Origin of the sequence: Streptococcus parasanguinis (genome assembly GCF_001069785.1) — a bacterium.
GTDB lineage: Bacteria > Bacillota > Bacilli > Lactobacillales > Streptococcaceae > Streptococcus > Streptococcus parasanguinis_T.
On record NZ_JVSR01000067.1, the window covers coordinates 1 to 22,142 of the forward strand.

Sequence of the window (22,142 nt, forward strand, 5' to 3'; positions counted from 1 at the left end):
TCTTGCTCGACAATCCAAAGACAATTGAGAGGCTAGGACTTTTGTCCCAGACTCTTTTGTACTGGATCAACAGAAAAACGGATGCTGTCTAAAAATCTTGCATTTTTTTGCAATTTAGGTTACAATGAAGATTATGAAAAACGCGTAATCCCTAGGGTCTTTCCCTCAGGGAATTTTGTGTGTTTTGACCTATTTTTCGGTGGGAAAAAGCTTTGCTTCTACCGCAGAAAAAAGTATGAAAAACTTTGGAGGTAATGATGATTCGATCCTTAATTTCCGAGATCAAGGAATTCAAGAAGCCCTCAATATTGGCTTCCTTGTTCATGGTCTTTGAAGTCATGTTTGAAATTTCGATTCCCTTTGTCATGGCGAGTTTATTGGACCAGGGTGTTCAACAAAGAAACATGAACAATATTTTGTTTTATGGTGGGCTCATGCTGGTCTGTGCCTTCCTCTCCCTCTTTTGTGGAATGCAGTCTGCCCGTTATGGCGCCTATGCTTCCGCTGGTTTTGCCAAAAACCTTCGTCGGGCCATTTTCAAAAAAGTCCAAACCTTCTCATTTGAAAATATTGATCAGTTCTCATCAGGTGGGTTAGTCACTCGGATGATGACGGATGTGACCAATGTGCAAAATGCCTATCAAATGGTGATCCGGATTTGTGTGCGGGCACCGCTCAATTTGATCTTTGCCATTGTAGCTTGTTTCATGATCAATCCGGAAATGGCCATGATCTTTGTTTATGTAACCATCTTTTTGGCGGCTGTCTTAAGTATCATCATGAAGATTGTGTATCCGCTCTTTACAGAAGTATTTGAAGCTTATGACAATCTCAACAACAGCATTCAAGAAAACATCACTAATATGCGGGTGGTGAAGTCCTACGTTAAGGAAGCAGATGAAACGGTTAAATTCAAGAAGGCTTCACGTTTGATTTATAATATGTTTATGAAGGCTATTCGTGTCGTTGTCTTGAGTAGCCCAGCTATGATGCTTTCCATGTATGCTTCCTTCCTTTTGATCTCCTGGATTGGGGCACATCTGATCGTTGGTGGCCAACTCTCTACTGGGAATTTGACCTCTATGTTTAGCTACACCATGACCATTCTGATGTCCCTCATGATGTTTATGATGATTTTTGTCATGTTGTCAATTTCCATGGCCTCAGTCGAGCGGATCAATGAAGTCTTGACGACCAAAGCGACCATTGTCTCTCCGGAAAATGGGATTAAAGAAGTCGCAGATGGATCGATCAACTTTGAGGATGTGACTTTTGCCTATACCGATGAAAATGGGGACAAGACCCATGTCTTGCAAGGCATTAATCTTTCCATTCGTTCAGGGGAAGTCATTGGCATCTTGGGAGGAACAGGATCAGGGAAATCGAGCTTGGTGCAGTTGATTCCTCGTCTCTATGATGTTGAGTCTGGTCGAGTGACAGTAGCAGGTCACGATGTCAAAGAATACGACCTTGATTCCCTTCGTAAGCAAGTGGCGATGGTTCTTCAAACCAATGTCCTTTTCTCTGGTACGATTAAAGAGAATATGCGCTGGGGGAATAAAGATGCGACGGATGAAGAGATTATCGAAGCCTGTAAGATTGCCCAAGCCGATGAATTTATTCAAGATTTCAAAGAGGGCTATGACACAATGATTGAGCGTGGGGGATCCAATGTGTCCGGTGGCCAACGTCAACGTCTCTGTATCGCGCGTGCTCTCCTCATGAATCCAAAGATCTTGATCTTGGATGATTCAACTTCTGCGGTCGATACCAAGACCGACAGTTTAATCCGTCAAGGATTGGCAAGGAGCTTGAAAGAGACTACTAAAATCATCATTGGTCAACGGATTTCCTCTATTCAAGATGCGGATCGCATCATCGTGATGAATGATGGTCAGATTGATGCCATCGGTCGTCACGAGGAATTGCTTGCGACCAATGCCATCTACCAAGAAGTATATGAAATGCAAACACAAGGGAAAGGAGAAGCAGATGAAAACTAAGAAAAAAGCAAATCTAGGCTCAATCCTTCGCCTGCTCGACTTCCTTTGGAAAAACTACAAGTTGTCCTTGATCATCTCCTCTATCTTGATCGTTCTATCGTCTCTTGCGACGGTCAATGTGACAGCTTCGATTCAGTCTTTGGTCGATGTCTATGTGGAGCCCATGTTAACGTCCAACAGCCATGATTTTGGACCGCTCTTGTCCTTCTTGACACGGGTTGGTTTGATCTGTTTGATCGGGGTACTTGCTAACTATGGCTTTACCTTGATTATGGCGACGGTTTCTCAAGACTCGCTTAGAAGTCTGCGAAATCAGTTGTTTGCCCGTATGCAAAAACTGCCCGTTCGTTACTTTGATACCCACCAACATGGGGACATCATGTCTATCTATACCAATGATATTGATGCCCTTCGCCAAGCGATTGAACAATCCATTCCTCAACTTCTATCCTCAGCGATTACCATCCTTGGGGTAACGATTACCATGCTGACGGTTAGTCCGCTCTTGTTCTTGATTGTCCTTATGATGCTTGTCGTAATGTTCTATGTCATGAAGAATGTCTCTAGCAAGTCAGGTCGTTACTTCGGGGCCCAACAAAAAAACTTGGGGATTGAAAATGGCTTTATTGAAGAAATGATGACTGGTCAGAAGGTGGTTAAGGCCTTTGTGCACGAAGCTGAAAGCATTGAAGATTTTGATCGGATCAATGACCAACTCTTTGAATCCTCTTATCTAGCCAATCGCTACGCCAATGTCCTCATGCCAATTCTTGGGAACTTGGGAAATGTTTCCTTTGTTCTGACAGCCTTGATCGGTGGACTCTTTGCGCTAAACGGCATCGGTGGTTTAACCATTGGTGGTCTCATGGCCTTCTTACAATTGAACCGCTCCTTCACGGGTCCCATTGCCCAGGTCTCTCAACAATTGAACTTTGTCCTGATGGCCTTGGCTGGTGGAGATCGTATCTTTGATCTTTTGGATGAAGAAGAAGAAGTCGACCTTGGAAAAGTGACGCTGGTCAATTATGAACTGGTCGATGGAGAAATGGTTGAAACCGATCAGAAAACCAACAAGTGGGCTTGGAAACACCCTCGTCCAAATGGAGATTACCAGCTTGTCAAGATGGTCGGAAATGTGGTCTTTGATAATGTTGATTTCTCCTATGATGGGAAAAAGCAGATCCTAAAAGGTATCAATCTCTATGCGGATAAGGGTCAAAAAGTGGCCTTTGTCGGAGCGACTGGTGCAGGGAAGACAACCATCACCAACTTGATCAACCGCTTCTATGATATCCAGTCTGGAATGATCACCTATGATGGGATCGATATCAAATTGATCGAGAAAGATTCTCTTCGCCGATCCCTCGGAATCGTTCTTCAAGATACCCACTTATTCACTGGTACGATTGCGGAAAACATCGCTTATGGCCGTGCCGATGCAACGCGTGAGGAGATCCTTGAGGCGGCTCGGATTGCCAATGTGGATTCCTTTGTTAAGCATTTGGATCAGGGCTATGAAACGGTCTTGACGGATGATGGAGCTGGCCTTTCAAATGGTCAACGGCAATTGATCGCCATTGCCCGTGCAGCCCTTGCCAATGCACCTGTTTTGATTCTGGACGAAGCAACGTCTTCTATCGACTCACGGACAGAGAAGATGGTGCAAGAAGGGATGGACCGCCTGATGGAAGGTCGGACAGTCTTTGTCATTGCCCACCGTCTGTCGACAATTGTCAATTCCGATGTCATCATGGTCATGGACCATGGACGCATCATCGAGCGAGGCAACCATGCTTCCTTGATGGCAGAACGTGGCACCTATTATCGCCTCTACACCGGTGGACTTGAAATTGATTAAACCAAAAAGCTTGAGCGTTGGCTCAGGCTTTTTTGAAACATTAAAAATCACCAAAATACAAAGTATGACTGCCTTATTACATATAAAGGGTAAGAAGGCTTAGCCTTACCAAATATTTTCTAAAAAATCCTTTTCAAAGATAAGACAAGGTGGTAAAATGAAAGCGTAATTTTATGATAGTGTACGATTTTTGTGTAAAACATTCTACATAACAATGGGAAGATTTTGGAAAATTTGATCTCAACAAGCTTGATCTTGTGTTAGATAGGTGGCTATTGTTTTTAAATGTATAGGGTAACAGTCGTTACGCACCACACTCAATCCCAATTGTAAAAAGGTATTGAGAGATTTTATATAAATGAAAAAGGGAAAATAAATGGAACTTAAAAAACTGAAAATGATAGGTGTTGGTATTTTAGTATTGGCTTGCTTAGGTGCTTGTTCGAAATCGACTGTTTCAAAGAGTAGTAGCCCTAGTACTAGCGATTCGATGAGCTCTGAAACTAGTAGTGATAGTGAAGAAGACAAGCTTAGATTCACAACAGCAGAAGATCTTGAGAAAATATTGTCCGATAAGGATGTGAAAGAAGTGATGTCGCAATACGGCGTAACTAGTGTTAAACTAAATGATGAAGGTGTTTGGGATTATGATGATTCCGAAAAAAGCGTATCTGTTACATATGTATTTTTCGATAAAGATAACAAACAAGTTGGTGGCTTGAATTTCAAAGCTTATGTATATGACCATACAGGTATTGAAACATTGGGTGCGTATAATCGAGGGGAAGTAAAATTTCATATCCAGAATTCTGGACAAGCTCAAGAATTATTAGATACTTATTTAAATTCATCTTTTTACCAACAAAACGAACTTCCAGCAGTGAAAAAATCAGCTTCTAGTAGAACTGCAATCTATTATATTCCTTATATAGATCCAAAGATAGATAACGGAAGTTTTATCTATGGTCAGCATGATACTACGGTACAAAGTTCCTTTAGTAGTATGATCTTTCTAAATGGGAAACAATTATTAAATATGCAAATGCATTTTGAGCCTAAGGGGATGTATTCTTTAAAAGAGAGAAAAGTCTCACCTGCTATTATAGATGCATTATTAACTAAGATATCAGAAAACACTCAAGATGAATAGACAATGATAGTGGTATGAAAATAGGGAGGCTAAAAAATGGCAAATGTTGATAATTACATCATTTTATGCTTTATAGTGGCAACTGCAATTCTTCTAGCTATTCAATTTGTAGGCGACCGTCTTTTTGATTGGTTGGTTGATTTACCCCAGAAACTCTTTACGAAGGATTCCGATAAGTATAAAGAAAAACACAGTTAAAAGTTCAGTCAAACAAACAACCTTCTTGAAGCTTGGACTGAATAGATGAATACAGTAAGAAAAAGGAAAGAATGTCGTTTATTCAAACATCATTCTTTCCTTTTTTTGCTTATTTTTCAAGCAATTCTTGGATCAAGTCTTCCATAGCAGCTGGTTCTGTTTTGGAGGAGAAGCGTTGGGCGACTTGGCCTTGTCGGTCGATGACAAATTTTGCGAAGTTCCATTCGATGCGTTTGCCCAGTGGCCCAGCTGCTTGGCTTTTGAGCCAGTCATAGAGAGGAAGGGCTTCTTTGCCATTGACCTTGGCTTTAGCGAATCGTGGGAAGGTGGTCTGGTAGTTGAGGCTGCAGAAGCTATTGATTTCTTCTGCAGTTCCTGGTGCCTGCCCCATGAATTGGTTACAGGGAATGTCTAGGATTTCAAGCCCTTTTTCCTGGTAGCGCAAGTAGAGATCTTGCAGTCCTTGGTATTGCGGGGTCAAGCCACAGCCTGTTGCTGTATTGACAACGATGAGGACCTTACCTTGGTAGTGGGAAAGGGGAATCTCCTCCCCATTCTGGTTTTCTAAAGAAAAATCATAAATGCTGGTCATAGGTGGTATCCTTTCTGTCTCTTCAACTTTTATTGTAGCACAAATCTCCTAAAATGGGGCCAAGAGGAGCATGACTTCTTGCTTTAGTCCCTCCTGTGAAAATGATATAATAAGAAAATAACAAGCTCTCAAGAAAATGCCAAAAGGAGAACGGATCGGATGAAATTACTCTATACGGATGTTCGGACCCCCTTGACCCAGGTCCTGACACAAGAAGCCGTAGGGTTAGTAGAACAGGGCAAGCGTGTGTTTTACATTGCGCCCAACTCTCTTTCCTTTGAAAAAGAAGCCAAGGTCTTGTCCTATTTAGAAGGTCAGGCTTCTTTTGCCATTACCGTCACGCGCTTTGCCCAAATGGCCCGTTATTTCATCCTGAATCAGGTTTTTGAGGAGCACCCCTTGGATGACATCGGTCTAGGTATGCTATTTTTTAAAGCTCTGTCCCAGATGAAGGAGCAGGATCTCAAAGTTTACGGGGCACTGCGCAAGGATCCTCAGTTTATCCAGCAATTAGTCCAGCTCTATCATGAATTGCAGACGGCCCAGATGGATTTTACCGATTTGGAGTTGCTCGAGGAAGCTGAAAAAAGAGAGGACCTCTTGGCGATTTTTGAAGCGGTCTCTGAGATGCTGGTACAGCACAAGTATGAATCCCAGTCCAAGATGGCCTTTTTCCTCAATCAGGTCGAAGAAGGGCAGCTGGAAGAGCAATTACAGAATGTGGCGATCGTCGTCGATGGCTTCACGCGTTTTTCTGCAGAAGAAGAGGCATTGATTGGTCTCCTTCACCGAAAAGGAGTAGAGATTGTCATCGGGGTCTATGCCAGTGAAAAAGCTTATCGGGCAAGCTTTAGAGAGGGAAATCTTTACCAAGCCAGTGTTGACTTTCTCCTCCAGCTGGCAAAGACTTTTGAGGTACAGCCTCAGTATTGTGGGCAAGCGATCGAAGACTCTTTTAGTCGCATTACCCGCATGTTAGAAGCGCGCTATGATTTTTCACAAGTGGAAAATGAGCTCAAAGAGGACGATCGAACAGCGGTCCAACTCTGGCAAACCAATACACAAAAAGAAGAGTTGGAATATGTCGCTAAATCCATCCGTCAGCGTCTTCATGATGGGGCACGCTATCGGGATATTCGGGTCTTGCTAGGCGATGTGGAAGCTTATCAACTGCAGCTCAAGACCATTTTTGACCAGTATCAGATTCCCTTTTACTTGGGACGAAGTGAGGCCATGGTCCACCATCCCTTGATTCAGGTCATTGAATCGCTAGGGCGGATCAAGCAGTTCAATTATCAGACGGAAGACGTCATCAATCTGTTAAAAACGGGTCTGTATAGTGATCTGACGCAAGAAGAAGTTGATGCTTTTGAGCAATACCTTCGCTTTGCGGAAGTAAAGGGTGCTACAAAATTTCACAAGCCTTTTACTAGCAATCGTCAGGGTAAGTTCAATCTAGAGGAGCTCAATGCCCTCCGGGAACGCGTCGTAGAACCTCTAGTTCCTTTCTTTTCACAGCGCAAACAAAAGGTGACCCAACTCTTAACCACCTTTACAGAATTTCTGCAAGAGGCCCAGCTTTCTCAGAATCTACAAGCTTTGATCAAGGATCTAGCCTTGGAGGAGCAGGAGCGCTATGACCAGGTCTGGAAGGCCTTCCTTCATGTCTTAGAGGAGTTGAACGTGGTCTTTGAGGACCAAGAGCTGACAGTGGATGACTTTCTAGCTCTCCTCTTATCGGGGATGCAATTGTCTCAATACCGGACAGTTCCTGCTACTGTTGATGTGGTGACCGTTCAGTCCTATGACTTGATTGAACCCTTGACAGCGCCTTATGTCTACGCGATCGGGCTGACCCAGGAGCGTTTTCCAAAGATTGCTCAGAACACCTCTCTACTCAGTGAAGAAGAGCGCCAGCAGCTCAATGAGGCCACCCAAGAAGGAGCAGAGCTCCAGGTGGTGACCAGTGAAAATCTCAAGAAGAATCGCTTTGTGGCGGTTTCGCTCCTCAATGCGGCGACCAACCAACTGGTCCTATCGGCCCCTAGCTTGGTCAATGAAATGGAAGATAGTGTCTCTCCTTACCTTGTCGAATTGACCAAGAAACCTATTGCCATCGAGTGGACGACCAAACAAACCCAAGCCTCGAGTGATGATATCGGGACCTACCGGGCCCTCCTAGCGCGCGTGATCGAACTCCATCAAGAAGAAATTACGAGTGAGTTGTCTCCTGAAGAAGCCAGCTTTTGGGGTGTGGCGGTACGGGTCTTGCGCAAGAAATTAGCCGCTGAAGGCATCCAGATTCCTCAGATTTCAACGGAATTAAAGAGCCGTCAGCTTCAGTCGGATACGCTTCAAGCGCTCTATCCAGAGGGAAAAGCCTTGACCTTATCCGCTTCTGCCTTGAATGAATACTACAAGCACCAGTATGCCTTTTATCTGCGCTATGTCTTGTGCTTACAAGAGGATGAAACGATCCGGCCAGACGCTCGCAGTCATGGGAATTTCTTGCACCGGATCTTTGAACGAGTCTTAAAAGATGGCTCCGATCAAGCGTTTGATCGGCGTTTAAACGAGGCGATTCGAGAGACCAGCCAAGAAGCAGAGTTTCAGCAATTGTATGGAGAAAGTGGAGAGACCGAGTTTATTCGCAACTTGCTTCTTGATACCGCGAAAACAACGGGGCGTGTCCTCGCCCAGCAAAATGGCATCGAGACCATCGGTGAGGAGACCCTCTTTGGTGGAAGTACCCACACCTCTTATCCATTGTCCGATGGCCGTCTCCTGCAGCTACGAGGCAAGGTGGACCGCATTGATCAATTGAGGGATCGGGGAGCCCTCGGAGTCGTGGACTATAAGTCCAGTCTGACGCAATTTCACTATGACAAGTTCTTTAATGGACTGAATTCTCAATTGCCGACCTATCTTTCTGCGATTCAGGATTTGAAGGAATACCAAGAGGAGCAGGGGATTTTCGGAGCTATGTATTTGGAAATGGGAGATCCCGTAGTGGATCTGAAAAAGACCAAGACAGTAGAGGATGCCATCAACCAAACCATGAAAAGTCAACAGTACAAGGGGCTCTTTATGGCAGATCAGGCGCCTTATCTGGGCGAGGCCTATGATAAGAATAAGGCTATGATGCTGAGTAAGGAAGAACTGGACCTGCTCCTCTTGTACAACGCTTATCTCTATAAAACAGCGGCAGAAGGAATTCTCAAGGGGCAATTTGCCATCAATCCCTATAGTGAAAATGGGCGCAATATCGCACCATTTGTGGAGCAGTTTAAATCCATTACAGGATTTGAAGCGGATCGTCACCTAGGTCAGGCACGGTTCTTGACCAAACTAGACCAAAAAGGAATACGCGGTGAAAAGGTGAAAGCCGCTTGGATCGAGAAGATGAAGGAGGTCTTGAACAAATGATCAAACAAGCATTTTTGACAAGAGAAGAAATCAAGGCCCTTCAGGCCCAAGAGGCAGCTTCTACCAAAGAGCAAAAGCGGACACCAGAACAGATCGATGCCATCTATAGTTCGGGGACCAATATCTTGGTGTCAGCCTCTGCTGGATCAGGAAAGACCTTTGTCATGGTGCAGCGGATACTGGATCAGATGCAGCGTGGCATTTCGATTAAGGAGCTCTTTATCTCGACCTTTACGGTCAAGGCAGCAGGAGAGCTCAAGGAGCGTTTGGAAAGTGAACTTGGAAAAGCCCTGCAAGCGAGCGATGACCCAGAGCTCAAGCAACACCTGGCCCGTCAAATCGCAGATGTCGCCACCAGCGATATCGGAACCATGGACTCTTTTACCCAAAAGGTCCTAACGCGCTATGGCTATTTGCTTGGGTTGGCGCCTCAGTTTCGCATTTTACAAAACGCTAGTGAGCAACGCCTCTTACAAAATGAAGTCTTTCAAGCTGTTTTTGACCGCTATTACCAGGGGGAAAACCAAGAAGCCTTTGTGCAGATGGTCAAGAATTTCACGGGGCAGCGCAAAAATTTGACCTTGTTTAAAGAACAGGTCTACCAGATCTATGACTTTCTTCAGTCGACCAGCGATCCGGAGAAATGGCTGGAGGAGCATTTCCTAAAAGGTTATGAAGAGACCGATTTTGACCAGGTGGAAGCTACTCTGATGGAGAGCATCCAGCAGGCCCTTTATGAGGCAGAGAGCTTTTTTGCCTTTCATTTGTCCAATGAAGGCCAAGCATTTGGCAAGGTAAAGTATTTGGAAGCTGTAGAAGAGGTGCTCGATCAGATTGGAAGCCTGACAGGTCGCACCAATAAAGAGCAACTGACTTCTGTCCTAAAGGCGGTCGTGGCGATTAGCAGGGCTTCAAATGGGGGGGCCTTGACCAATAGAGCCCGGAAGGAAGAGCTAAAAGACCTAGTCACGGCTTATAACCAGGATAAAACCATACATATCAATCGCCTCAGAGACTTGGAAAATCAGCTCTATCAGCTGGAATTTCAACAAACCTTCCACCAAGAGGAAGGCCCCATGCTCTCCTTGCTCCGGGACTTTATCAAAGACTTTGCTCGCGCTTATCTGGAGCGAAAAATCCAAGAAAAAGCTTATGAATTTGGGGATATTAGTCACTTTGCCATTCAAATTTTAGAGCAATTCCCAGAGGTGAGACAAGCCTTTCAAGAGCGCTATCATGAGGTCATGGTCGATGAGTACCAGGATACCAACCATACCCAAGAGCGGATGTTGGACTTACTGTCAAATGGCCACAATCGCTTCATGGTGGGAGATATCAAGCAATCCATTTATCGCTTCCGTCAGGCAGATCCACAGATTTTCAATGATAAATTTAAAGCCTACCAAGAAGAAGGGGCGAAAGGGCGGTTGATCCTCCTCAAGGAAAATTTCCGGAGTCATGTGGAAGTATTGGACGCGACCAATGATGTCTTTCGCCATTTGATGGACGAAGAGGTGGGCGAGATTGACTACAATCAAACCCATTATCTGGTTGCAGGAAGCGACAAGCAGCGGATAGCCTTGCCACAACATCGAGCAGAATTTTTGCTCTATGATGGCAGCCAAGACCAGGAAGAAAAGACCGAAGACGAGGAAGCTGCTTCTGGACTCGAGACGGTTTCCAAGGGAGAAATTCTCCTGGTTATCAAAGAAATTTTACGTCTCCATCGGGTGGAAAAAGTGCCCTTTAAAGAGATCACGCTCTTGACTGCGACTCGAACGCGAAATGATGCGATACTGGAAGCCTTTGACCAGTACCAGATCCCGATTGTGGCAGATAGCGGACAGGCGCATTATCTTGAGTCACTGGAAGTGATGGTCATGTTGGATACCTTGCGGACCATTAACAATCCCTTGCATGATTATCCCTTGGTTGCTCTCATGAAATCACCCATGTTTGACTTTGATGAAGATGAGTTAGCACGGATTTCCTTGCAGACCCTTCCAGAACAAAAGCAAATGGCCTTCTACCACAAGGTCCAGTTAGCCCTTGAAAAGACTGCAGAGCATGCAAATTTGATTGATGCCAAGCTCCTAGCTAAAATCGAGAACTTCCTCAAGGTTTTATCTACTTGGCGGACTGCTGCTAAGACCTCTTCGCTCTATGATTTGCTGTGGAAAATCTATGAGGATCGCTATTACTATGACTATGTCGGCGCCCTTCCAAATGGCGCCCAGCGCCAGGCCAACCTCTATGCCTTGACGCTTCGGGCAAATGATTATGAAAAAGCCAGCTTTAAGGGCTTGTCGCGCTTCATTGCCATGATCGACAAGGTGATCGAAAATGAACACGACTTGGCCAGTGTTCCTCTTGCGGCACCAAAAGATGCCGTCCAGCTCATGACCGTCCATAAGAGTAAAGGGCTGGAATTCAAGTATGTCTTTATTCTCAATATGGACAAGGCATTTAACCGTAAGGATCAATCGGGGCCAATCATTCTCAGTCGTCAAAAAGGGATTGGATTTAAATATGTTGCGACCCTGCCGGTTGAGACAGAAAATCCAGCTGCTCCAGAATCCATTCGCCTGCAGATCGAAACGCCTTGCTACCAACGCAATGTGGAAGAAACAAAATTGGCCACGATTTCTGAGCAGATGCGTCTTCTTTATGTCGCCATGACACGGGCTGAGCTCAAGCTCTATCTGGTCGGAAAAGGTCGCGAGGACAAACTGCGCGATACCGATTGGGGGACTAGTCGCAATGGCAAATTGGATCCTGAAAAAAGAAAAGAATGGACCTCTTATCAGGACTGGCTCTTTGCTATTCAAGATGTGTTTACCAAGAATACTCTGGCCTATGACACGCGTTTTGTGACAGATGAAGACCTGACAGCAGACCAGCTGGAACCGCTAGAGAAGGAGAAGGATTCCCGCCTGGATCAGCTCAAGGATGTCCGCCAGTCAGAGGATATTCGTCGGGCCTTGGATATCTTGGAAAATGTTGATCGGCTCAATCAGCTCTATGCTCCGGCCATTCATTTACCAAGTGTCCGTACCCCTAGTCAGATCAAGAAATTCTACGAGCCGGTCATGGATGCCAATGGCGTCCAGATCATGGATGCAAAGAGTGTGACGCCTGACTTTGAGCTACCAACTTTTGGTCAAGAAAAATCCGTGACAGGAGCCCAAGTCGGAAGTGCTGTCCATGAACTCATGCAGCGCGTGCCTCTTGAAGAAGAAATCACGCTAGATACACTGCGTCAAGCCTTGGAGCAAGTCCAAGCAGAGCCAGCAGTCAAAGCCCGTATTAAGCTAGAGGCCATCCTTGCTTTCTATGAGACACCTTTGGGGACCTTGCTTCAAAAAGAGGCCTCTCGAGTCCGGCGCGAAGCACCCTTTGCCATGCTGAAGAAAGATCCAGCTAGTGGTGAGGACTTTGTCGTGCGGGGGATCTTGGATGGTTACTTGGTGCTAGAAGACCGGATCCTGCTCTTTGATTACAAGACGGATCACTACAAGATTCCTAGCCAATTGGTCGAACGCTACCGGGATCAGCTCGATCTCTATGCAGAAGCTCTTCGTCGTTCTTATGGCAAAGAGCAAGTAGAAAAATACCTCGTGCTTCTAGGTGGCCCCCATCTAGAAGTGGTGAAAGTGGAGTAAATCATGGCAATTGCACAGGAAAACATCGAACGGATCCAAAGAATGGAAGGTTATTTGAATGACTATGCCAAAACTTTGGAAGAAACCAAAAAAGCAGTGGATCAGCTAAGAGAGCATCAAGAAAGCTATATCCAACTGAGGGATTATTATAGTAGTCAAGCCTATTTTGATGATTTGGACTTTTCCAATCAAGCTGACTTTCCAGCAGATCTTCCTTGTGGTGTCTTGTCCGAAGATGCCGTCTATGATTTATTAGACGAGCATTTTCAGATGGGAGTCGAACTCTTGGAAATCGCAACGAAGATGATCAAAGAACGGTGAAATTTCAATCTAAAAGCTCCGGTTTCCCGGGGCTTTTAGATTGAAGACAAACGTCATCATAGAAACTTTCCTTAGGTGAGTACGGACGTCTGCGGATAAAGTCAAAATAGGAAGTTTGACGCAGAATCTTTCGATTCTAGGAGAACTTATCTTTTTGACACAATCCGCAGTCCGTGTTCAATTAGTTTTGAACCTCTTCGCTCTTTAATTTCTGGGCTCAGGCTAAAACAGTTCCCCGAACTGTTTTACTCTCAAAACTACCGAGTGCTAGAAACCATAGTGTTTCTAGCACTTTTCTCACGGCGGAAAGTTTCAGTATATGTTTGAATAAACATAATATATATCATTCTAATTCTTTTAGCATTACTTGTGTTAGCATATCGTGACAAACCCTACCAATAAGAGAAAATTTTCCAAAATGGACTTTTTCTTCAGCAAAAAAAGCTCCGGTTTTCCGGAGCTTTTTGAATGATTAGTGTGAGACACGGCGACGTGCTGCTTTTTTGCGGTTTTCTTCGATGAAAGCTGCTTTTTGTTCTTCTGGTTCGATTACTTTCTTCTTGAATGTGTAAACTGCACCTGCGACAGCAGCAACTGTACCAGCAACACCAGTAACAAAACCTTTACCAAATCCTTTAGCCATGAGAATTTCTCCTTTTCTGAACTTTAAATATTTATGTTATAATATATGGTAACGAAAAAACGTGAATTTTGCAAGGAAAAACGATGAAAACCAAGATAATTGTGATTGTGGGACCGACTGCTGTTGGAAAAACAGCTCTTGCGATCGATTTGGCGCAAGCCCTCAATGGTGAAATTATCAGTGGCGATAGTCAACAAGTCTATCGCAAGCTGGATATTGGAACAGCCAAGGCGACACCAGAAGAGCAAGCTGCAGCTCCCCATCATTTGATCAATGTGCGGGAGGTGACCGAGTCTTACTCAGCTTTTGATTTTGTAAGAGAAGCCAAGACTGCGATTGAAGAGATCACAGCCCGAGGTAAGCTTCCTATCATTGCAGGTGGGACGGGCCTTTACATCCAAAGTCTGCTCGAAGGTTATCATCTGGGTGGTGAAGTTCCTCATGAAGAGATTCTGGCCTATCGCGCTCAATTGGACTTGTTGTCGGACGAAGACTTGTACCAAAGAGTGGCGGAGCAAGGACTTTTGATTCCTCAACTCAATCGACGTCGGGCCATGCGGGCTCTTGAAATTGCGCATTTTGGGCAGGACCTCGCAAACGAAGAAACCGATTATGAACCTTATCTCATCTGTCTAGATGATGACCGGTCCTTGATCTATGATCGCATCAATCGCCGAGTAGATCGCATGCTAGAGGAGGGCTTGCTGGATGAAGCTCGGTGGCTCTATGATGACCATCCGGAAGTTCAGGCAGCTAAAGGCATTGGTTACAAGGAACTCTTTCCTTACTTTAAGGGAGAGCAGAGCCTTGAGGAAGCCATTGAGATCCTCAAGCGCAATACGCGTCGTTTTGCCAAACGGCAGCTGACCTGGTTTCGAAATCGGATGGAAGTAAAATTTTACGCCATTTCTGCCCCCCACTTCAAGGAGCAGGTTCTTGCAGATGTAAAGGAGTTTTTACAGCATGATTGAAACAGAAAAGAAACAAGAACGCATCCTTTTGGTCGGTGTGGAACTTCAAGGCATGGACAATTTTGATATGTCAATGGAGGAGTTGGCGAGCCTGGCTAAAACAGCTGGTGGAGATGTCCGGGGCTCCTATACACAAAAGCGGGAGAAATACGATACTAAGACCTTTGTCGGCTCAGGAAAACTCGAAGAAATCGCTCAAATGGTCGAAGCAGATGAGATCACGACGGTAGTGGTCAATAACCGCCTAACCCCTCGTCAAAATGTCAATTTAGAAGAAATCCTTGGGGTCAAGGTCATTGACCGGATGCAGCTGATTTTAGATATCTTTGCCATGCGGGCTAGGAGTCATGAAGGGAAGTTGCAGGTACACTTGGCCCAGCTCAAATACCTCTTGCCACGTCTTGTCGGTCAAGGGATCATGCTCAGCCGTCAAGCTGGGGGAATTGGTTCTCGTGGACCAGGGGAAAGTCAGTTGGAGTTGAACCGCCGGAGCGTTCGCAATCAAATCACCGATATCGAGCGCCAGCTCAAGGCAGTTGAAAAGAACCGGGAAACCCTTCGTGAAAAACGTTTGGAATCACCTGTTTTCAAGATTGGTTTGATCGGCTATACCAATGCAGGAAAGTCGACCATTATGAATCAGCTGACCAGTAAGAGCCAGTATGAAGCCGACGAACTCTTTGCGACCTTGGACGCAACAACCAAGAGCATCCATTTAACAGGCAATCTGCAAGTGACGCTGACCGATACGGTTGGCTTTATCCAAGATCTACCAACAGAACTAGTATCGAGCTTTAAGTCGACCTTGGAAGAAAGTAAGAATGTGGACCTCCTGGTCCATGTCATCGATGCGTCTGATCCCAATCATGAAGAGCATGAAAAGACGGTACTTTCGATCATGAAGGACCTGGATATGCTGGAGATCCCTCGCTTGACGCTTTACAACAAAGCAGATAAAGTAGCAGACTTTACACCAACCCAGACACCTTTTAGCTTGATTTCAGCGCGCTCTGAGACAGCCCGTGAAGATCTCCAGGCTTTGCTTCTAGAAAAACTGAGAGAACTCTTTGTTCCCTTTACCATTCGGGTTCCTTTTTCAAAATCTTATCGGACACATGATTTAGAAATGGTTGCGATCATTGACCAGCGCGAATTTGAAGAGGATGTCGAGGTCATTCAAGGCTATATCGCAGAGAAAAATAAGTGGAAGTTGGAAGAATTTTATGACGGATTACGTTGATTTAGCAATAAAATATGGAGGCTATACCAGCCTCGATCGGGTCTATCTGACCAATCTTTTAAGCACGATCCCTGAGGAATTGCGTCTCCGTGTGATTACGCCTCCCCCAAGTGTGATCAACGCCTATTTTGCAGAGCTCTACCAAAAGAAGAGCCCCAAGGAGGCAATGGATTATTTCTTGGACCTGAGCAGGGCATTTGACTTATTCACAGTTCAGCAAACCTTTGATGAACGAAAGCCCTTTATTCGCCTCAACTTGTCGGGTAAGTCTTATGGCTTGGCTTACGTAAATGAAGAGCTAGCCTGTGTCTTTGCTGAACATCCAGCAGAGGCTATCACTCCCGCCATTTTATTCGAAATTGCAGAGATCTTTCCACATTGTTTGGTCTTTGAAAAAGATGGCAAGATCTGCTTGCAAGAGGCTAAACCAGAAGGGGTCACTAAAACAGAAGCCCTCTCAGCTCTGACTGACTTGATGACCTTGGAGGATGGACGCTTGAAACTGTCGGGTTATAACCAAGAAGAGCTCCTCGAGCTAGCGCAAGCCTACCCAGGCAACCTTTCTTTCCGTTCAGAGAACCGGACGGCCATGATTTATATAGATAGAAAGTAGACAATGGACATTCAATTTTTAGGAACGGGAGCTGGGCAACCCTCAAAAGCCCGGAATGTATCGAGCTTAGCGCTCAAATTGCTAGATGAAATCAATGAAGTCTGGCTCTTTGATTGTGGCGAAGCGACCCAGAATCAAATTTTAGAGACCACCATTCGCCCGCGAAAGGTTAGCAAGATCTTTATCACTCACCTACACGGAGACCATATTTTTGGTTTGCCAGGTTTCCTATCTAGTCGGGCCTTTCAGGCCAATGAAGAGCAGACGGATCTGGATATCTATGGACCAGTAGGGATCAAATCCTTTGTGATGACTAGTCTTCGCGTATCAGGCTCTCGCCTGCCTTACCGCATTCATTTTCATGAATTCGATGAGCATTCTCTGGGCAAGATTTTAGAAACTGATAAATTCACAGTTTATGCGGAAGCTTTGGACCACACCATTTTTTGCGTGGGTTATCGGATCATGCAGAAGGACCTCGAAGGAACACTGGATGCGGACAAGCTCAAGGCAGCGGGCGTTCCATTTGGTCCGCTCTTTGGTCAGGTCAAAAATGGCCAAGATGTCACCCTGGAAGATGGGACTAAGATCATTGCAGCGGATTATATTTCAGCCCCTCGGCCTGGTAAGATTATCACGATCCTCGGAGATACCAGAAAGACTGATGCTAGCGTCCGCCTTGGAGTCAATGCGGATGTCCTCGTCCATGAGTCTACCTATGGCAAGGGCGATGAGAAGATTGCTAAGAAACACGGCCACTCGACCAATATGCAGGCGGCAGAAGTGGCGCGTGAAGCAGGGGCCAAGCGACTTCTACTCAACCATATCAGTGCTCGCTTCCTCTCTAAGGACATCAGCCAATTGCGCAAGGATGCGTCCAGCATTTTTGAAAATGTCTATGTGGTCAAAGATTTGGAAGAAGTGGAGATCTAAGATGCGAACCATTCTCATAACAGGAGCAAGTGGAGGTTTGGCCCAAGAAATGGTCAAGCTCCTCCCTGAAGATCGGCTGATTCTCCTAGGCAGAAATCAAGAAAAACTGGAAAAGCTCTATGCCAGTCATCCTCAAGCTGAATGCATCGGGATCGATATCACTGATTCCTCAGCCGTCCAAGATTTGGTAGAAGAGCTCTATCAGCGCTATGGACAGATTGATATCTTGGTCAACAACGCAGGCTATGGGATTTTTGAAGAGTTTGACCAGATTACCAATGAGCAAATTCATGCCATGTTTGAAGTCAATACCTTTGCCCTCATGCAGCTCACACGCTTGATGGGTGCGCACATGAAGGAAGCAGGCAAGGGGCACATCGTCAACATCGTCAGCATGGCGGGTCTCGTCGCAACTGCCAAATCCAGCCTTTATTCGGCCACCAAGTTTGCGGCCATTGGCTTCTCGAATGCCCTGCGGTTAGAACTGATGCCCTTTGGTGTCCATGTGACGACGGTCAATCCAGGCCCCATTCGGACCACTTTCTTTGATCAGGCAGACCCAGACGGAAGCTATGTGAAAGCTGTGGATCGCTACATTTTGGAACCGGACTTTGTAGCCAAGAAGATTGTGAAAAACTTTGGAAAACCAAAACGTGAGCTCAATCTTCCTTGGCTTTTGAACCTGACCCACAAGCTCTATACCCTTTTCCCACGAATCTCGGACAAGCTAGCCAGCAAGATGTTCAATTTCAAATAGGAGGAGATCGATGGCCGCAAATATTCAAGCCTATTTAGAGAACCTCCGGCAACCCTGGGGACAGATCTATTATGATATCCTTTTTGCCCAATTACAGGACATCAAGGGAAAACGGGTGCTTGATTTCGGGAGTGGTTTTGGCCTTGTAGCCAACCACCTGGCACAAAACAATGAGGTCCTTGCTGTGGAACCTAATGAGGAAATGGTGGCTTTGCGGGCCCAGGACCATCCTTACCAGCAACTCGTCGGAAGTCTGGACCAGTTAGCAAGTCTTGAAGATGCTAGCTTTGATGTCATTCTCTGCCACAATGTCTTGGAGTATGTAGAGGATCGCAAGGTGATTCTAAAGGCATTCACTCGTCTCTTGAAACCAGGAGGCCTGCTCTCTATCGTCAAGCATAATGAGGTTGGCCGCGTTCTGCAGACAGTCGTCTTTGAAAATGATACTCAAAAGGCGCTTGATCTCTTAGCAGGTCAGGACTTGGAAACTCACTCCATGGGCTTGGCTCAGGCCTATGATCTAGATAGAGTAGTAGAAGATCTAGCCCTTGAAGTCAAGGATTACCAAGGAATTCGAGTCTTTTATGCCTTGCAGGACAACCGCTTCAAAGGCCAAGAAGGCTGGCGAGAGTCTATGCTTGAGATGGAGCTGGCCGTTTGTCAAGAGTCCCCTTACCGGGATATCGCCTTCTTCCAGCACTATAGCTTAAAAAGGAGTTAAGATGTTACATTATAAAAAAGAAATTCCAGCGATGGAAGACCTAGTCGCACTCTACAGCTCGGTGGGTTGGACCAATTATACCAAGAACCCAGCTATGTTAGAAGAAGCCGTCAAAGCCAGTCTCTGGCAGTTGGCCGTCTATGATGAGAAAGAGCTCGTCGCCTACATTCGCTTGGTAGGAGATGGCCACTCTGTCCTTTTGGTACAGGACCTTTTGGTACGACCAGATCACCAGCGCCAAGGCATTGGAAGGAAACTCTTAACAGAGGCTTTAGCGACCTTCCCAAATGTCTATCAACGGCTCCTCGTCACAGAACGAAGCGAGAAAAATCTAGCCTTTTACCAGTCCCTGGGCTTTGTTGAATTGTCAGAGCAAGCTTGTACAGGGATGATTTATATGAAATAAAGAGAGTAGGGCAGAAATCGGTAATTCGTTAGAATTCGATTTCGTCGTCCCACCTCCGCACAGTTGAGTAGGGCTGTAAAANCTGATGAAATCAGCGTAGTAGAGCCCACTCAACCACTGCGTCTTGCTCGACAATCAAAAAACAATTAAGAGGCTGGGACAAAAGTCCTAGCCTCTTATCTATTTGACTGACAAAAGGGGAGATTGATGGTAAAATGAGGAAGAGATTAGGAGGAGATGGAATGAAGAAGAAAATAAAATGGGGCCTTGTCTTATGTTCGGTACTTATACCAGTATGTTTGAGTGCCTGCAAACAAGGAACTGTAGAAAAACAAGGTTCTTCGAATAAAGAAGTACAGAAGAAAATCGATCGAAAAAACATTCATTTTGACAAGACAGGACCTGCAGCAACATTTGATTGGGATGCAAAGAACAGTATCAGATACATAACGTTTGAAAAACTTCCACAATATATGAGGTCAGATGATAGCGATGGTATTTCAATATATGGACAGCAACCGAATGAAGTCTCTCTATCTGAGGAAGGAAGAGTTCAAAAAGCTTTGCAGGTCGTTGAAGGAATCTATGTAGATCCAAGGGGAATAGACACAGTAATCAAGGCCAATGGGGCAAAAAATCAAGAGGATATGTATACTCGACTCTGGAACGATTATATTATCCCTAAAATTGAAAAAAACAGTAGTACTTTTGATCCAAATACTTATGTGGAATATCTTGGTGAGAAGTACCCCCTCAAAATATATGGTCCCATGTATTTGAAGCTCATGACGAATGCATTGAGCTTTGGAAAAAAATATGAATTAAAGGGCTATGCAGTTAAGGGAAACAAAGTATTTATTCGCATTCAGGTACCAACGTACTTCCCAGAGCTTTTACCGAGAGGGAATAAATATTATAAAAATCCTAATGAGTCAGATTTCAATCAAGCCTTCTATGATTGGCTCGATGAATTCCATCAAAGGTATGCTGAAAAAGAAATAAATCGAGATGATCATATTTCCTATATCATGCTTTCAACAGTTTTACAACAGTTAGTTAACAAAAATTTCGAGGCAACCTCATTATCCGGTTATGCTTATAGTAAAACTTCGCCTACGGAATTCACGGTTGAAATGGAAGTGACAAATCAAGGTGATGTTCGAATTGATTTAAAAAACTTGGCTATTCTCTTACAAATCCCTCAACAAATGAAGGGGGATAATCAGTATGGTAAGCAAGATGAGAATAATATCTTTTGGACCATCCCATCTGGAAATAATAATGACGGACAAAAGATAAAAGAAAAATTAAAGAATTTTAATCCCAAAAATCCTGTTAAAAGTTATGCAATTGGAGAGCCAGTTGTATTTGCTAATGGCTTAGAAGTTACACTGAATAGTGTAACAGACGATCCAAATTTGGATGTTCAGGATGATCAAGACCGTATCGATACAAGGAAAAAACAACATCGATTGATCGTCGAATTCACCCTATCGAATACAACACCTCTCAGTATTGAAAATACTCCAGATTATACAAATGTAGATCTCTATGATGGCCATGGCAAATCTGCTTATATGTTGAATAATACTTTAAATTACAAACAGCCAACAGTCCTTGAAGCAGGAGAATCTGGTATATATAAAATTAACTATTTAACAGATGGGGATGGGCCGTTTACGATCGTTTATGGTGACGCCAAATGGGTCATTCAAAAATAGTCAAGATATAATAGGAATTTCTCAATTATCATTAGAATTTTCAATCGGTTCATAGGTTGTTCAGATATGACTATATAAAAAATTAATCGATTAGGTCGAATTTAGCAAGGAGGTCAGGCTATGAAGCTCAACTATTTCAAACTATTCGCAGGAATCCCACTTATTCTATGTTGCCTGTTTCTTTCCAGTTGTAAGATCATGAAACCGAGTGATTATAAAAAGGCTAAGGAAGTTGTCAGCAGTGAGCTTGCTAAGGTTGGTCTGCATGGAACTGTTACCATAAACAAACTGGACTGGACTGCTTTGGAAATCCCAACCTATCATGTGTCTTATACCTACTCTGAGAAAACCTATGATGGACAATCAGTGACATTAGAAACGGATACGGTGTTTCATAATGATTGGACAGATACAACTAGTGACCATCTTCCAGAGTATAAGGAAGCATACTTGAAGCAACAATCTGTCCAAAAGAAGGAGAAGGAAATTGAGGGACAATTAAAGAAGCAATCTCTAGGTCTTCCTATTAGTTTCTTTGGTTTTTTATCTAACTCCAACCGTGATGAGAAGGAGCAAATTCTAGATAGTATCGCAAGTCAAAATCTCAAAGAAGGGAAAAAAGACTTTGCCGGTTACTATCAAATCCCTTTTCAAACCTTAATCGATCAAGAGTTAATCCGTATGACTATTTATATAGAGGATGGTGTATCCGTTAAGGAAAAAGACTTAAAAGCAGCAGCCAAAAAATTAGACGCTAGCAAACTACCGGATGGTGCCTATGATTTCTATTATTCTAAAGGTAGTTATTCCAATTCCATCAGTTACTCATTCAAGGTCAAAGATGGGAAAGTTGTTTTTTATGAAGATCAAAATATTCAGAATTGAGTAACCGAATACAAGAAAAAGATCTAGTCGTGTTTGACTAGA

The 22,142-nt window shown here is 44.4% G+C and carries 18 protein-coding genes; 16 read left to right on the top strand and 2 right to left on the bottom strand.

The annotated features are described in order from the left end of the window. Window positions 1–257 precede the first annotated feature (257 nt). The 4 genes from ADG03_RS05445 (at window position 258) to ADG03_RS11755 (ending at window position 5,209) form a co-directional block, all read left to right on the top strand. Window positions 258–2,003: an ABC transporter ATP-binding protein gene (locus ADG03_RS05445; protein ID WP_049472343.1), complete on the top strand. Its 1,746-nt coding sequence runs from the start codon at window positions 258–260 to the stop codon at window positions 2,001–2,003. Continuing rightward, window positions 1,993–3,861 carry an ABC transporter ATP-binding protein gene (locus ADG03_RS05450; protein WP_049472341.1) on the top strand — a complete coding sequence of 623 codons (1,869 nt, stop codon included), beginning with the start codon at window positions 1,993–1,995 and terminating at the stop codon, window positions 3,859–3,861. Before ADG03_RS05445 ends, ADG03_RS05450 begins: the two co-directional genes overlap by 11 nt. A 376-nt stretch (window positions 3,862–4,237) precedes the next feature. Continuing rightward, the gene (locus ADG03_RS05455) at window positions 4,238–5,011 is read left to right on the top strand and encodes a hypothetical protein (protein WP_049472339.1); all 774 of its coding nucleotides are present in this window, start codon (window positions 4,238–4,240) and stop codon (window positions 5,009–5,011) included. A 36-nt stretch (window positions 5,012–5,047) separates the two neighbouring features. Continuing rightward, a complete protein-coding gene (locus tag ADG03_RS11755) occupies window positions 5,048–5,209 on the top strand; it encodes a hypothetical protein (RefSeq protein ID WP_192832135.1) in 162 nt (53 codons plus the stop codon). A gap of 109 nt (window positions 5,210–5,318) precedes the next feature. Here ADG03_RS11755 and ADG03_RS05460 read toward each other — a convergent pair whose 3' ends face one another. Continuing rightward, window positions 5,319–5,801: a glutathione peroxidase gene (locus ADG03_RS05460; RefSeq protein WP_014713578.1), complete on the bottom strand. Its 483-nt coding sequence runs from the start codon at window positions 5,799–5,801 to the stop codon at window positions 5,319–5,321. A 159-nt stretch (window positions 5,802–5,960) separates the two neighbouring features. On the opposite strand from ADG03_RS05460, the gene rexB reads away from it, so the two are divergent. From rexB to ADG03_RS05475, 3 genes are read left to right on the top strand one after another with little or no spacing between them, the layout of a single operon-like run. Further along, complete coding sequence (gene rexB, locus ADG03_RS05465; RefSeq protein ID WP_049472338.1) at window positions 5,961–9,227, top strand: ATP-dependent nuclease subunit B; 3,267 nt, start codon at window positions 5,961–5,963, stop codon at window positions 9,225–9,227. Continuing rightward, on the top strand, window positions 9,224–12,889 hold the full coding sequence (gene addA, locus ADG03_RS05470) for a helicase-exonuclease AddAB subunit AddA (protein ID WP_049472336.1): 3,666 nt from the start codon (window positions 9,224–9,226) through the stop codon (window positions 12,887–12,889). Before rexB ends, addA begins: the two co-directional genes overlap by 4 nt. A 3-nt stretch (window positions 12,890–12,892) precedes the next feature. Beyond that, a complete protein-coding gene (locus ADG03_RS05475; protein WP_049472335.1) occupies window positions 12,893–13,210 on the top strand; it encodes a DUF4298 domain-containing protein in 318 nt (105 codons plus the stop codon). Window positions 13,211–13,682: 472 nt separating this feature from the next. Here ADG03_RS05475 and ADG03_RS11080 read toward each other — a convergent pair whose 3' ends face one another. Next, window positions 13,683–13,853, bottom strand: coding sequence for a DUF3042 family protein (locus ADG03_RS11080; protein ID WP_003002781.1), 171 nt, complete (start codon window positions 13,851–13,853; stop codon window positions 13,683–13,685). Window positions 13,854–13,936: 83 nt separating this feature from the next. Between ADG03_RS11080 and miaA the strand changes: the two genes are divergently transcribed. The 9 genes from miaA (at window position 13,937) to ADG03_RS11860 (ending at window position 22,100) form a co-directional block, all read left to right on the top strand. Continuing rightward, the gene (gene miaA / locus ADG03_RS05480) at window positions 13,937–14,824 is read left to right on the top strand and encodes a tRNA (adenosine(37)-N6)-dimethylallyltransferase MiaA (protein ID WP_049472332.1); all 888 of its coding nucleotides are present in this window, start codon (window positions 13,937–13,939) and stop codon (window positions 14,822–14,824) included. Beyond that, window positions 14,817–16,064, top strand: a complete 1,248-nt coding sequence (gene hflX / locus ADG03_RS05485) for a GTPase HflX (RefSeq protein WP_024055701.1) — start codon at window positions 14,817–14,819, stop codon at window positions 16,062–16,064. The genes miaA and hflX overlap by 8 nt, the downstream gene beginning before the upstream one ends. Next, window positions 16,048–16,677: a cystathionine beta-lyase gene (locus ADG03_RS05490; protein WP_049472331.1), complete on the top strand. Its 630-nt coding sequence runs from the start codon at window positions 16,048–16,050 to the stop codon at window positions 16,675–16,677. Before hflX ends, ADG03_RS05490 begins: the two co-directional genes overlap by 17 nt. Before the next feature lie 3 nt (window positions 16,678–16,680). After that, the gene (gene rnz / locus ADG03_RS05495; RefSeq protein ID WP_003011107.1) at window positions 16,681–17,610 is read left to right on the top strand and encodes a ribonuclease Z; all 930 of its coding nucleotides are present in this window, start codon (window positions 16,681–16,683) and stop codon (window positions 17,608–17,610) included. Window position 17,611: 1 nt separating this feature from the next. Continuing rightward, window positions 17,612–18,367, top strand: coding sequence for an SDR family NAD(P)-dependent oxidoreductase (locus ADG03_RS05500; protein WP_049472329.1), 756 nt, complete (start codon window positions 17,612–17,614; stop codon window positions 18,365–18,367). 10 nt (window positions 18,368–18,377) lie between these two features. After that, window positions 18,378–19,088, top strand: a complete 711-nt coding sequence (locus ADG03_RS05505; RefSeq protein ID WP_049472327.1) for a class I SAM-dependent methyltransferase — start codon at window positions 18,378–18,380, stop codon at window positions 19,086–19,088. A gap of 1 nt (window position 19,089) precedes the next feature. Continuing rightward, window positions 19,090–19,494: a GNAT family N-acetyltransferase gene (locus ADG03_RS05510; RefSeq protein ID WP_049472326.1), complete on the top strand. Its 405-nt coding sequence runs from the start codon at window positions 19,090–19,092 to the stop codon at window positions 19,492–19,494. 242 nt (window positions 19,495–19,736) lie between these two features. Then, the gene (locus ADG03_RS05515; RefSeq protein WP_239667186.1) at window positions 19,737–21,215 is read left to right on the top strand and encodes a hypothetical protein; all 1,479 of its coding nucleotides are present in this window, start codon (window positions 19,737–19,739) and stop codon (window positions 21,213–21,215) included. Between the two features lie 120 nt (window positions 21,216–21,335). Then, a complete protein-coding gene (locus ADG03_RS11860) occupies window positions 21,336–22,100 on the top strand; it encodes a hypothetical protein (protein WP_239667185.1) in 765 nt (254 codons plus the stop codon). Window positions 22,101–22,142 lie beyond the last annotated feature (42 nt).